Source organism: Acidimangrovimonas pyrenivorans, from assembly GCF_042643245.1.
Lineage (GTDB): Bacteria > Pseudomonadota > Alphaproteobacteria > Rhodobacterales > Rhodobacteraceae > Acidimangrovimonas > Acidimangrovimonas pyrenivorans.
The window spans coordinates 103,062-115,093 of sequence record NZ_JBHRSK010000015.1; the positions used below are offsets into that span (position 1 = coordinate 103,062).

The 12,032-nt window shown below is 67.3% G+C and carries 12 protein-coding genes; 2 read left to right on the plus strand and 10 right to left on the minus strand.

The annotated features are described in order from the left end of the window. Positions 1–98: 98 nt before the first annotated feature. Genes ACFOES_RS17020 through ACFOES_RS17050 form a run of 7 tightly spaced genes read right to left on the minus strand, consistent with a single transcriptional unit; the run spans position 99 to position 5,412 of the window. Complete coding sequence (locus tag ACFOES_RS17020) at positions 99–968, minus strand: lysophospholipid acyltransferase family protein (RefSeq protein ID WP_377834566.1); 870 nt, start codon at positions 966–968, stop codon at positions 99–101. Positions 969–1,004: 36 nt separating this feature from the next. Beyond that, positions 1,005–1,274, minus strand: coding sequence for an HPr family phosphocarrier protein (locus tag ACFOES_RS17025; RefSeq protein WP_377834567.1), 270 nt, complete (start codon positions 1,272–1,274; stop codon positions 1,005–1,007). Beyond that, positions 1,274–1,675: a PTS sugar transporter subunit IIA gene (locus ACFOES_RS17030; RefSeq protein ID WP_377834568.1), complete on the minus strand. Its 402-nt coding sequence runs from the start codon at positions 1,673–1,675 to the stop codon at positions 1,274–1,276. The genes ACFOES_RS17025 and ACFOES_RS17030 overlap by 1 nt, the downstream gene beginning before the upstream one ends. A gap of 6 nt (positions 1,676–1,681) precedes the next feature. Then, on the minus strand, positions 1,682–2,581 hold the full coding sequence (gene rapZ, locus ACFOES_RS17035; protein ID WP_377834569.1) for an RNase adapter RapZ: 900 nt from the start codon (positions 2,579–2,581) through the stop codon (positions 1,682–1,684). Between the two features lie 13 nt (positions 2,582–2,594). Beyond that, positions 2,595–3,029 carry an HPr kinase/phosphorylase gene (locus tag ACFOES_RS17040; protein WP_377834570.1) on the minus strand — a complete coding sequence of 145 codons (435 nt, stop codon included), beginning with the start codon at positions 3,027–3,029 and terminating at the stop codon, positions 2,595–2,597. Then, positions 3,026–4,714, minus strand: a complete 1,689-nt coding sequence (locus ACFOES_RS17045; RefSeq protein WP_377834571.1) for a sensor histidine kinase — start codon at positions 4,712–4,714, stop codon at positions 3,026–3,028. The genes ACFOES_RS17040 and ACFOES_RS17045 overlap by 4 nt, the downstream gene beginning before the upstream one ends. Beyond that, positions 4,711–5,412 (minus strand): response regulator transcription factor, encoded by a 702-nt coding sequence (locus tag ACFOES_RS17050; RefSeq protein ID WP_377834572.1) that lies wholly within the window; start codon positions 5,410–5,412, stop codon positions 4,711–4,713. The genes ACFOES_RS17045 and ACFOES_RS17050 overlap by 4 nt, the downstream gene beginning before the upstream one ends. Before the next feature lie 340 nt (positions 5,413–5,752). On the opposite strand from ACFOES_RS17050, the gene ACFOES_RS17055 reads away from it, so the two are divergent. Both ACFOES_RS17055 and ACFOES_RS17060 read left to right on the plus strand, forming a co-directional pair. Beyond that, complete coding sequence (locus ACFOES_RS17055) at positions 5,753–7,351, plus strand: phosphoenolpyruvate carboxykinase (protein WP_377834573.1); 1,599 nt, start codon at positions 5,753–5,755, stop codon at positions 7,349–7,351. Between the two features lie 188 nt (positions 7,352–7,539). Continuing rightward, complete coding sequence (locus ACFOES_RS17060) at positions 7,540–7,956, plus strand: acyl-CoA thioesterase (protein ID WP_377834631.1); 417 nt, start codon at positions 7,540–7,542, stop codon at positions 7,954–7,956. Here ACFOES_RS17060 and ACFOES_RS17065 read toward each other — a convergent pair. From ACFOES_RS17065 to nspC, 3 genes are all read right to left on the minus strand, one after another. Then, on the minus strand, positions 7,953–9,455 hold the full coding sequence (locus ACFOES_RS17065; protein ID WP_377834574.1) for a pyruvate kinase: 1,503 nt from the start codon (positions 9,453–9,455) through the stop codon (positions 7,953–7,955). The genes ACFOES_RS17060 and ACFOES_RS17065 overlap by 4 nt on opposite strands. A 200-nt stretch (positions 9,456–9,655) precedes the next feature. Next, a complete protein-coding gene (locus ACFOES_RS17070; protein WP_377834575.1) occupies positions 9,656–10,897 on the minus strand; it encodes a saccharopine dehydrogenase NADP-binding domain-containing protein in 1,242 nt (413 codons plus the stop codon). A gap of 40 nt (positions 10,898–10,937) precedes the next feature. Beyond that, complete coding sequence (gene nspC, locus ACFOES_RS17075) at positions 10,938–12,032, minus strand: carboxynorspermidine decarboxylase (protein ID WP_377834576.1); 1,095 nt, start codon at positions 12,030–12,032, stop codon at positions 10,938–10,940.

The following is a 12,032-nucleotide window of genomic DNA, read 5'->3' on the forward strand; positions in this document are numbered from 1 at the left end:
CGCCCTGTTGCAGGCGTGTTTGTGAATTGCGACAGCGGCGGCCGGCTGATGGCCGCCGGGCAGCGCATCGCGCCGCGTGCCCGGCCACGGCCGGAATGTCAGCCCAGAGCGAGGGTGGTTTCGCGCAGCCAGGCCATGAAGCCGCGCGGGTTGGAGGACCAGTCCTTGATTTCCTCCGGCGCCAGCGGCGCGCCGATCACCGGCGCCTGCGGCTTGTTCAGCGCATGGGCGATCTCGTGCAGGAGCAGCCCCTGGCGGACGGTCGGCGAGATACGGTTGGCGATCTGGTACCAGCGCGAGTTCTGGCCCGGGAAATAGATCGGCAGCACCGTCGCCCCGCTGCGCAGCACCATCTTGGCGGTGAACGGGTTCCACTCGGCCTCGACCGCCGGGCCGAACCAGGTTTCCGAGGCCGCGACCTGACCCGAGGGGAACAGGATCACCACGCCGCCATCGGCCAGATGCTCCATCGCGTGGCGCCGCATCTCGAGGCTCTTCTGCAGCGAGTTCTCCTCGTGCGGGAAGGGCACCGGCACCATGTGATAGGCGATCTCGTCGATGCCGGTCAGCAGCGAGCGGGTGAGGATCTTGAAGTCCTGCCGCACCCGCGCCACCAGCCGGCCCATCACCAGCCCGTCGACCAGCCCGTGCGGGTGGTTGGCCACCACCACCACCGGGCCCTCCCTCGGGATCCGGGCGATCTGCTCTTCCGGGGTCTTCAGGTCGATCCCCATCACGTCGAGCGTGCGCTGCCAGAACTCCTCGCCCAAGGCCGGACCGCGGGCCTCGAACTGGCGGATCAGGCGCAGCAGGGTCAGCTTGCCGGTCAGCCATTCGATGGTGCGGATGGTGTTGGCCTTGCGCGGGTCGGTGAAGGTGCCGGCATAGGACAGCCGCCGCTTGTCGTAAGGCTTGTAGTCGGGATCGCCGACATAGTTGCTGTTCGAGTGATGGACGTGGTCAGTCACGGATCTTCGGTCCTTCCAGGCGCGGCCCGCCCGTCGTCAAAACTCTTCCCCGAACCGGTCCGCCACCAAGGCTTCAAGGGCATCCGCCAGCTTGTCGGCCTCCGGTCCGCTGGTCCGAACTTCAATAGAGGTTCCGCGCGACGCTGCCAACATCAAAAGGCCCATGATGGAATCGCCCGAAACGCTCATCCCGTCCTTCGAGACCTCGGCCGCGGCGTCATGCGCCTCGACCAGCTCGACGAATTTCGCCGAGGCGCGGGCATGCAGCCCCTTCTCGTTGATGATGCGCAAGACCTTGTCAGCCATCACTCTTCCTGCCCTCCGTCGACATCGACGCTGTCGATATATTTGCGCCCGGCCTCCATCGCGGCCTTCACCGCCGCGGGCACGGACAGCCGGCGCGATTTCGCCAGTTTCACCAGCATCGGCAGATTTGCGCCGTAGAGGATCCGCCGGTCGGTGGGGACGCAGGCGCGCAGGCTGAGATTCGATGGCGACGAACCGAACATGTCGGTCACCACCACCACGCCCGAGCCGTCGTCGACCTCGTCCGCCGCCCGGCAGATCTCGGCCTGCTTGGCGCTGCGGTCATGGTCGTCCTCGATCGAGATCGCGCGGATGCCGGGCTGGGCGCCCACGACATGCTCGACGGCGGCGAGATACTCGCGCGCCAAGCCCCCATGTGCGACGATCACGATCCCGATCACGCCCCGCTACCCCGCCGATCCCGTGCGCGCCACCGTGGCCCGCCGTTCCAGTTCCCTGTGCCGTTTAGACACTTGCCATCCCCGATCCGCAAGCGCCTTGGCCAGTTTTTCGGCCACCGCGACAGAACGATGCTGGCCGCCGGAGCAGCCGAAGCCGATCGAGAAATGCGGCTTGCCCTCGTCCAGCTGCGCCGGCAGCAGCAGCTCGAACATCTCGGTCAGCAGCCGGAAGAACTCCTCGAAGCGCGCATCGGCCTCGACGTAATCGGCGACCGCCAGGTCGCGGCCGTCGAGGTCGCGCAGCTCCGGCTCCCAATGCGGGTTCTGCAGGAAGCGGCAGTCGAAGATCATGTCGACCCCGCGCGGCACCCCGCGCTTGTACGAGAAGGACTGGACCGAAACCGCCAGCCGCGCCGTCCCGCCCTTGTCGTACCAGCGCCCGATCTCGGCGCGCAGGTCGTGCGGCGTCATCTCGGATGTGTCGATAAGGACGTCGGCCCGCACCCGGATCGGCGCCAGCAGGTCGATCTCGCGCGCGATGCCCTGCGCCGGTTCGTCGCCCGGCGACAAAGGGTGGCGGCGGCGTGTCTGGGAATAGCGCCGGATCAGCTCGTCGCTGCTGCAATCGATGAACAGCACCTCGGGCGTGATATCGGGCCGCGCGGTCAGCCGGTCGATCAGCTCGATCAGGCCGGCGGCGCTGAAGTCGCGGTTGCGGACGTCGATGCCCAGGGCGAGCGGCCGGACCAGCGGCGGCCCTTCCAGCAGCCGCGGCACCAGCGAAAAGGGCAGGTTGTCGATCACCTCGTAACCGAGGTCCTCGAAGGCATGGATCGCCGTCGAGCGCCCGGCGCCCGAAGGCCCCGTCACCAGCACGACCCGGTGCTCTTCGCGGTCCTGTGTCATCCCCGGCCTTTCCTCACGCGATCCGTCCTCCCCTTACATATTGTATGATCGCGGCAGGAAAATGGACCGTTTCGGACCTGTGACACAGTGGCACCGCCAGGCCCAGCAGCCGGTATTCGCGCAGCGGCGGCAGCCGGTCGGGTTCGGGCCGGTCGAGATCGACGACCAGGCGGACCGGCGCCTCGGCCAGCGCCTCGGCGCCGAGGATACCCAGGCCGCGCGCCTCGATCCGGCCGGCGATGGCGGCGGGGGCGCGGGCGATGACGCTATCGTCGCGGCGGATCACCCTTGTGCGGTCGTCCGCGACCAGCTCCGCCCCCAGCGCCATCAGCTGCAGCGCCAGCCCCGACTTGCCGGCGCCGGAAGCCCCGAGGATCAGCACGCCGCGGCCCGAGACCGCGACGCAGCTGGCATGGAGGATGGTTTCTTCGGACGGCTCGGGTGTCACACCGGCAGGCCCACCACGAAACGGGCGCCGAGCGGGTCCGAAGTGATGTCGGCATCGGTCGGGCGGATGTTCTCGGCCCAGATCACGCCGCCATGCGCCTCGACGATCTGCTTCGAGATCGCCAGGCCGAGCCCCGAGTGATCGCCGAACTGGCCCGGCGGCCGTTCGGAATAGAACCGCTTGAAGACCTTGCCCAGCGCCTGCTCCGGAATCCCCGGCCCGGTATCCTCGACCACGATCAGCACCCGGTTCTCGCGCTTGCGGGCCCAGACGCGGACCGCGTCGCCCTCTTCGCAGAACGAGATCGCGTTGGTGATCAGGTTGACGAAGACCTGTGCCAGCCGCCCTTCGAGGCCGTGGATCATGATCGGTTCGGGCGGCAGGTCGGCGATGAAGTCCACCCCGCGGCTCGCCGCCTGCTGGCCCAGATGCTCGGCCAGGGCGCCCATCATCTTGAGCAGGTTGAACTCTTCCTCGTCCTCCTTGACCAGCTCGCTGTCGAGCCGCGAGGCGTTGGAGATGTCGCTCACCAGCCGGTCGAGCCGGCGCACGTCGTGGTCGATCACCGACAGCAGCTTGTCGCGGTGATCCTCGCGCTTGGTCAGGCGCAGCGAGGCCACGGCCGAGCGCAGGCTGGCCAGCGGGTTCTTGATCTCGTGCGCGACGTCGGCGGCGAATTGCTCGTTGGCGTCGATCCGGTCGTAGAGCGCCCCGACCATGCCGCGCATCGCGACCGAGAGCCGGCCGATCTCGTCCGGGCGCGCCGCGAGATCGGGGATGCGCACCCGGCCGGGATCCATCTTGCGCGCCTGGCGGTCGCGGCCCAGCTCGGCCGCGGCGGCGAGGTCGGAGAGCGGGTTGGCGATGGTCGAGGCGAGCACGAGGCTGAGGCCGATCGACACCAGGATGGCGATGACGAACATCTGCAGGATCTGCTCGCGCTCGTGCCGGACCAGCCGGTCGATCTCACCGGCCGCGCCGGTGACAGTGACCACGCCCAGCATCTGGCCGTCGCGCAGGATCGGCGCGGCGACCGAAAGAATGGTGTTGCCGGCGGAGTCGCGCCCGCTGCCGACCCGGATCTCGCCCCCGGCCGCGGCCGCCACTAGGGCCTGCGCCTGCGCCGCCGGATCGCGGTCGCGGTTCAGCCCGTGGCGCGGGGCCAGGAGATCGGAAATCCCGGCCCAGACCGAGTTGAGGAAATCGCTGATGATCGTCACGCCGCCCTCGGGCGCCGGCTGCGGCGCCGGCCCGTCGACCTGCGCCACCCGCGCCCCGGCGGGATCGAAGACCTGGACGATGACCCCGGTGGACAGATCGGCCCCGGCAAGCGCCGCCTGCGCCGCGGCGCCCGAAACCGGCCCGTCCTGCGGCAACCGGTCGGCGACCAGATTGGCGATCAGCCGGGTCTCGTTGGTCAGCCCGGTCGCGCGCTGCGCCAGCAGGCTTTCGCGGAACGGGTTGAGATAGAGCACCCCCGCGACCAGCAAGATCAGCGCCATCAAATTGAAGGTGATGATCTTGCGCGCCAGCGGCGAGCGATTCAGCGAGACAAGCCCGGACCGCCGCCGCCGCGCCCGGGTATCCGGGTCGGCGTCGGTGCCGACCCAATCCTCGCCCAGCACCACATCGGGCTTGGCCGTGGATTTCGAGTCGCGCGTGTCAATCCGCGAAGCGATCGTCATTCTTCGTTATATCTGTAACCGATACCGTAAAGCGTCTCGATCGCCGAGAAATCCGGGTCGACCGAGCGCATCTTCTTGCGCAGCCGCTTGATGTGGCTGTCGATCGTGCGGTCGTCGACATAGACCTGATCGTCATAGGCGATGTCCATCAACTGGTCGCGGCTCTTGACGAAGCCGGGCCGCTGGGCCAGCGCCTGGAGCAGCAGGAACTCGGTGACGGTCAGCGACACGTCCAGCCCCTTCCAGCTCACCGCGTGGCGCAGCGGGTCCATGCGCAGGCTGCCACGCTCCATCACCTTGGTCTCTTCGGTGGTCGCCACCTCGTCCCCGGCGATCGCCTCCTGCCGGCGCAGCAGCGCCCGGATGCGTTCGACCAGCAGGCGCTGCGAGAACGGCTTCTTGACGTAATCGTCCGCGCCCATGCGCAGGCCCAGGACCTCGTCGATCTCGTCATCCTTCGAGGTCAGGAAAATCACCGGCATCGACGTCTTCTGGCGCAGCCGCTGGAGCAGGTCCATCCCGTCCATCCGCGGCATCTTGATGTCCAGCACGGCCATGTCCGGCAGGCGCTTGTTGAACGCATCCAGCGCCGACTGGCCGTCATTGTAGGTATCCACCTCGAACCCCTCGGCCTCGAGGGTCATCGAAACCGAGGTCAGGATATTTCGATCGTCATCGACGAGTGCGATCCTCGACATAACACTAATCCCCATACTGCTCTGATCTGTGCCCGCTTTTTGCCACATTGTCCGAATTCCGCGCACCGGAATCAACTGCAAACTGCGAATCAGAGCGTTGACACGGATCCAGCAGACTCGAAAAATCGTAACCTTTGACTAATATGTCTCACCTTCGCGGGATGGTTGCGCTATCTTGAACTTGGTTGCGCTAACTGTGGCAAAGGTTCCTGTTCCTTCGCAGAACCGTCATGCTATAGGGCCTTTGTCGGTCCCCTGCCGGATCGATCGGCGCCGAGTTGGCCCCCTGCGCCGCACCTTTTATTTGAAGAGCCGCGCAAGCGGCACTGGGAGCTTGCAGATGACAAATGGACGCGTGAACCCGGCGCATCGCCTGGAAGATCAGGGCATTGGCGGACTGGGCAATGTCTATTACAACCTGATGGAGCCCGCGCTGATCGAGGCCGCGCTCAAGCGCAAGGAAGGCACGCTGGGCAACGGGGGCGCCTTCCTCGTCGAGACCGGCGTCCATACCGGCCGCTCGCCCAAGGACAAGTTCGTGGTGCGCACCCCCACGGTCGAGGACTCGATCTGGTGGGAGAACAACAAGCCGATGGACCCCGAGGCCTTCGACCGGCTCCAGGCCGACATGATCGCGCATCTCGAGGGCCGCGACGTCTTCGTCTCCGATCTCTACGGCGGCGCCGATCCCGAGCACCGGCTCGACGTCCGCGTGGTGACCGAGATGGCCTGGCACGCGCTGTTCTCGCGCCACCTGCTGCGCCGCCCGGCGCGCGAGGAGCTCGACAGCTTCCTGCCCGAGTTCACCATCATCAACTGCCCCAGCTTCAAGGCCGACCCCGAGCGTCACGGCTGCCGCACCAAGACCGTCGTCGCGCTGAACTTCGACAAGAAGCTGATCCTGATCGCCGACACCGAATATGCCGGCGAGATCAAGAAATCGGTCTTCACCCTGCTCAACTACATCCTGCCGGGCAAGGGCGTGATGCCGATGCACTGCTCGGCCAACCACGCCAATGACGATCCGAACGACGCCGCGGTGTTCTTCGGCCTGTCGGGCACGGGCAAGACGACGCTGTCGGCCGACCCGAGCCGCACCCTGATCGGCGATGACGAGCATGGCTGGTCGGACAAGGGCATCTTCAACTTCGAGGGCGGCTGCTACGCCAAGACCATCAACCTCAATCCCGAGCACGAGCCCGAGATCTACGCCACGACCGAGAAATTCGGCACCGTGGTCGAGAACATGGTCTTCGATCCCCAGACCAAGGAACTGGATTTCGAGGATGACAGCCTGACGGCGAACATGCGCTGCGCCTATCCGCTGCACTACATCTCGAACGCCTCCGAGACCGGGCTGGCGGGCCATCCGAAGAACATCATCATGCTGACCTGCGACGCCTTCGGCGTGCTGCCGCCGATCGCGCGGCTAACCCCGGCGCAGGCGATGTACCACTTCCTGTCGGGCTTTACCGCCAAGGTGGCCGGCACCGAGAAGGGCGTGACCGAGCCCGAGCCGACCTTCTCGACCTGCTTCGGCGCGCCGTTCATGCCGCGCCGGCCCGAGGTCTACGGCAAGTTGCTGCAGGAAAAGATCGCCGAGCACGGCGCGTCGTGCTGGCTGGTCAATACCGGCTGGACCGGCGGCGCCTACGGCGTCGGCTCGCGGATGCCGATCCGGGCGACCCGGGCGCTGCTGACCGCGGCGCTGGACGGCTCGCTGAACGAGGCCGAGTTCCGCAAGGACCCGAATTTCGGCTTCGAGGTGCCGGTCGCGGCCCCGGGCGTGGCCGATGTCCTGCTCGACCCGCGCCGGACCTGGGACGACCACGCCGCCTATGACCGCCAGGCGGCCAAGCTGGTCAAGATGTTCGCCGACAACTTCGCCCAATACGTCCCGCATATCGACGATGACGTGAAGGCCGCCGCGATCGGCTGATCCGGCCGGACGGTGTGAGACAGGGGCCCCGGGCCAGACCGCGACAGGCGGTTCGGCCCGGGGCCATTTCTTTTCTGTCCCGTCCTTGCTGGCCCGTCCTTGCTGTCCCGTCTTTGCTGGCCTGCCCCCGGCGGCGGCCTATGATGAAGCGGGAACAGCCCTGTCCGAGGAGACCGCCCGTGCCCGCCATGCTCACCTTCCGCTCGGTCGTCGACCCCGCCGACTGCGATTTCCTCGGCCACATGAACGTCTCGCGCTACTTCGCCGCCTGTTCCGACGGCGTCTTCGCCTTCCAGTCCGAACTGGGGCTGACGGCCGAGGACATGCGCGACGGGCGCCGCCTGTCCTTCGCCGTGGTCCGTGCCGAGAGCGATTTTCGCGCCGAGCTGACGGCCGGCGAGTCGATCTATCTCGAGACCGAGGTGCTCGAGATCGGCACCAAGTCCATGACCTTCCGCCACCGGCTCTACCGCGCGCGCGACCGGGGGCTGGCCTTCGAGACCCGCTTCAAATGCGTGCTGATGTCGCTGACCGAGAGACGGGCCAGGCCGGTGCCCGACGACATCCGCGCCAAGGCGCAGGACTGGCTGGCGTCAGACGCCTAGAGCTCCTGCCGCGCGCGCCACGAACCCAGCGGGCCCAGCCGCGCCATCTTCTTCGACTGGTGGCGGTCCATGCGGCCGAGGATGCCGCGCAGCATCTGCACCGCCTCGGGCAGATAGGCGCCCTTGTTCAGCATCACGCATTCGGCGCGCTGGCTCATCGCCGCGTCGGTGGCCTCGGCCCGGCTGGCATGGCCCTCCTTGAGCAGCCCGTCCAGCACCTGCGTCGCCCAGACCACCGGCACCTGCGCCGCCTCGCACAGCCACAGCAGTTCCTCCTGGATCTCCGACATCCGTTCCAGCCCGATCTCGACCGCGAGGTCGCCGCGCGCGATCATCACCGCCACCGGCAGCGCCCCGCCGGCCTGCACGATCAGCCGCGGCAGGTTGCGCACCGCCAGCTGGGTCTCGATCTTCAGCATCAGCGCCGGCAGGTCGCGCTCCTCCCGCCGCTCTTCCATCGCTGCGATCAGGTCGCGGACGTCCTCGGGCGTCTGGACGAAGGAGAAGCCGACGATGTCGGCATGTTGCATCACCGTATCGAGTGCAGCCAGATCGGCGGCGGTCAGGGCCGGGATGTCGATGTCGACGCCGGGCAGGTTGACGCCCTTCTCGGGCTTCAGCTTCACCCCCTTGTCGCGGGCGCTGGTGACTTCCAGCACGGCATGGCTCGGCGCCCGCTCGATCACCCGGGCGCCGATCTTGCCGTCGTCGATCCAGATCTCGCTGTCGGCCCGCAGGTGGTCGATCAGTTGCGGATGGCTGAGCGTCGCCAGCACCCGCCCGCCGGCATCGGCATCCGGCGTCTTGGCCAGCAGGAAGCGGTCGCCGCGGAACAGGCGCGGCTTCTTCTCGGCCTCGATCCGTTCGATCCGCACCTTGGGCCCGCCCAGGTCCATCGCCACCCGGATCTCGCGCCCCGCTTCCCGCGCCGCAGCGCGGGTATGGCCGACCATCGCCTGCCAGGCCTCGGGCCCGTCATGGGCGCAGTTGATCCGGACGCAATCGGCCCCGGCGGCGATCAGCCGGCGGATCAGGTCGGGGTTCTCGGCGGCCTCGGTCGGCAAGGTCACCATGACCCGCGTCTCCGGCCCGTCGGAGCGGGGGCCGAACAGCGCATCCCGCCGCGCCGCGATGACCTGCTGCGCGCGCTCGAAATCCGCCGGCGCCGGCCCCGGTTCGGGCGCCATCCCGGCCAGCGCCGCCAGCACCGAGATCACCGCATCGAGCGAGGGGCCGACATGGGCTTCGCAGCGGCCCAGCGACGACAGGCCCAGCGCCAGCAGATCGTCCTGCAACGGCCGCAGATCGACCGAGCGCAGGGCGAGGTAATCGGCCAGGTTGCGCGCCGAGGACCGGAAGGCCGCGCGTTCCAGCGCTGGCTCCCAGGCCGCGAGCGTCGCCTCGGCCTCCGCGCGCAACGCGGTCCGGATCGCCGCCAGCTGCCCGTGCAGCCGCCGCGCGGTACCGGTGGTAGAGGGGATTTCGGATGCGACGATCATGGCCACTCCCGGCTGTCGGCTTTCACAGTGCGCCGCGCATATGACAGCGATGTGTCGCCCTTCAAGAAGCCGCGGTCGTCGCAACTCCGCGCCCGCGCGCCGATGGGATCAGACTAGCGGGCCTGCGCGACCCCCGTCCACGAAAAGCGCCCGCCCTCTCGAAAAGGGCGGGCGCAGGCGCGGCGTGGCAGCGCCGCGGCTCAGTCGAAGCTCAGCTCGCGCTCGCCATCCGCGTCGCGGATCGAGGTCTGCAGCCCCATGTGGTTCAGCAGGCCGAGGAACGGGTGCGGGTCGAGCTCTTCGACATTGACCATCTTGCCGACATCCCAGTCGCCCTTGGCGATCAGGATCGCGGCGGCGACCGGCGGCACCCCGGCGGTGTAGGAGATGCCCTGGCTGCCGACCTCGTTATAGGCGTCCTTGTGATCGGCGACGTTGTAGATGAACACCTCGGCCGGCTTGCCGTCCTTGGTGCCCTTGACCAGGTCGCCGATGCAGGTCTTGCCGGTATAGCCCGGCGCCAGGCTGGCCGGGTCGGGCAGCACGGCCTTGACCACCTTGAGCGGGATCACCTCCTGCCCCTCGGCGGTCTTGACCGGCTGTTCGGACAGCAGGCCGAGGTTCTTCAGCACGGTGAAGACGTTGATGTAATGGTCGCCGAAGCCCATCCAGAACCGCACGTCGGCCTTGGGATAGTTGCTCGCCAGCGAGTGGATCTCGTCATGGCCCGACATATAGGCCTTCTGGGTGCCGACCACCGGCAGGTCCCATTCGCGACCGACCTCGAACATCTTGTTCTCGGTCCATTCGCCGCCCTGCCAGGCATAGACGCTGCCGGTGAATTCGCGGAAGTTGATCTCGGGGTCGAAATTGGTGGCGAAATACTTGCCGTGGCTGCCGGCATTGATGTCGACGATGTCGATCGAGCTGATCTCGTCGATGTAGTCGTCCGCCGCCAGCCGGGCATAGGCATTGACGACGCCCGGATCGAAGCCGGCGCCCAGCACCGCGGTCACGCCCTTCTCGGCGCAGGCCTCGCGCTTCTTCCATTCGTAGTTCGCATACCACGGCGGGGTTTCGCAGATCTTGTCCGGTTCCTCGTGGATCGCGGTGTCGATATAGGCAGCGCCGGTCTCGATGCAGGCGTCGAGGACGTATTTGTTGACGAAGGCCGAGCCGACATTGATGACGATCTGGCAGCCCGTCTGCCGGATCAGCGCCGCGACGGCGGCGGTGTCGGTGGCATCGACGGCATGGGCGGTGAAGGTACCCGGCACCTTCATCGCGCCCTTCTCGTCGACGCTCTCGATGATCGCCTCGCATTTCGAGACGGTGCGCGAGGCGATATGCAACTCGCCCAAAACGTCGTTGTTCTGCGCGCATTTATGCGCCACGACCTGCGCCACGCCGCCGGCGCCGATGATCAGCACGTTCCGTTTCATCTCGGGGCTGCCTCCTTCTGAACAGTCGGGGGGATGGGCCTCAGGAGAGGCTGGACTTGTAGTCGTCGTAACCGAAGTCGCGCACCGGCCGGACCGTCCCGTCCAGCTCGCGAATGGCAATCGCCGGCATCTTCACGCCATTGAACCAGTTCTTCTTGACCATGGTGTAACCGGCGGCGTCCTGCACCGAGATCCGGTCGCCGACCTTGAGCGGCGCCGGGAAGCGGGCATCGCCGAAGATATCGCCGGCGAGGCAGGACTTGCCGCAGATCTGGTAGGCGTGATCGCCCTGCTGCGGCAGCTTGGCGCTCTCGCGGTAGATCAGCAGGTCGAGCATATGGGCCTCGATCGAGCTGTCGACGATGGCCAGCTGCTTCTCGTTCTCGAGCACGTCGAGCACGGTCACTTCCAGCGTCGTCGAGTTGGTGATCGCCGCCTCCCCGGGTTCGAGATAGACCTGCACGCCGAACTTCTCCGAGAACGCCTTCAGCCGCGCCGCCAGGTCGTCGACCGGGTAGCCGGCACCGGTGAAATGGATGCCGCCGCCCAGGCTGACCCAGTCGAGCTTCTCCAGGATCGCGCCGAACTCGGCCTCGATCCGCCCCAGCTGCCGGTCGAACAGGGCGAAATCGGCGTTCTCGCAATTGTAGTGGATCATCACCCCGGAGATCCGGTCGAGCACCTGCGCGATCTTCGCCGCGTCCCATTCGCCCAGCCGGCTGAACGGCCGTGCCGGGTCGGCCAGATCGAAGCCGCTGGTCGAGAAGCGCGGATTGAGCCGCAGCCCGCGTGCGATGCCCTCGGCCCGGCCGGCGAAACGGTCCAGCTGGCCGAAGGAATTGAAGATGATCTTGTCGGCGTAGCCGACCGCCTCGTCGATCTCGTGATCGGCCCAGGCGACCGAATAGGCATGGGTCTCGCCGCCGAACTTCTCGCGCCCCAGATGCAGCTCGTAGAGCGAGGACGAGGTCGTCCCGTCCATGTGCTCCCGCATCAGGTCGAAGACCGACCACGTCGCGAAACACTTGAGCGCCAGCAGCGCCTTGGCGCCCGATCCCGCCCGCAGGCGGTCGATGATCTCCATGTTGCGCAGCAGCGCAGCCTTGTCGATCAGGTAATACGGCGTCTGCAGCAC